1 rRNA gene is annotated in these 242 nt (G+C 53.3%); it reads right to left on the bottom strand.

Annotation, left to right across the window (positions count from 1 at the left end):
* Positions 1–242: ribosomal RNA gene (locus GOU96_RS18530) — 16S ribosomal RNA — on the bottom strand; the annotation flags it as partial.

The following is a 242-nucleotide window of genomic DNA, read 5'->3' as shown; positions in this document are numbered from 1 at the left end:
ACTGGTCATTCTCTCAAACCAGTTAGAGATCGTCGCCTTGGTGAGCCATTACCTCACCAACTAGCTAATCCCACCTGGGTTCATCCGATAGCATGAGGTCCGAAGAGCCCCCACTTTGGTCCGTAGACATTATGCGGTATTAGCTACAGTTTCCCGTAGTTATCCCCCTCTATCGGGCAGATCCCCAGGCATTACTCACCCGTCCGCCGCTCGTCACCCAAGGAGCAAGCTCCTCTGTGTTA

The sequence above is a fragment of the Vibrio sp. R-1 genome, from assembly GCF_035615595.1.
Classification (GTDB): Bacteria; Pseudomonadota; Gammaproteobacteria; order Enterobacterales; family Vibrionaceae; genus Vibrio; species Vibrio cholerae.
Note: the sequence above shows the minus strand (reverse complement) of the source record. Positions and strands in the feature narration are given on the sequence as shown.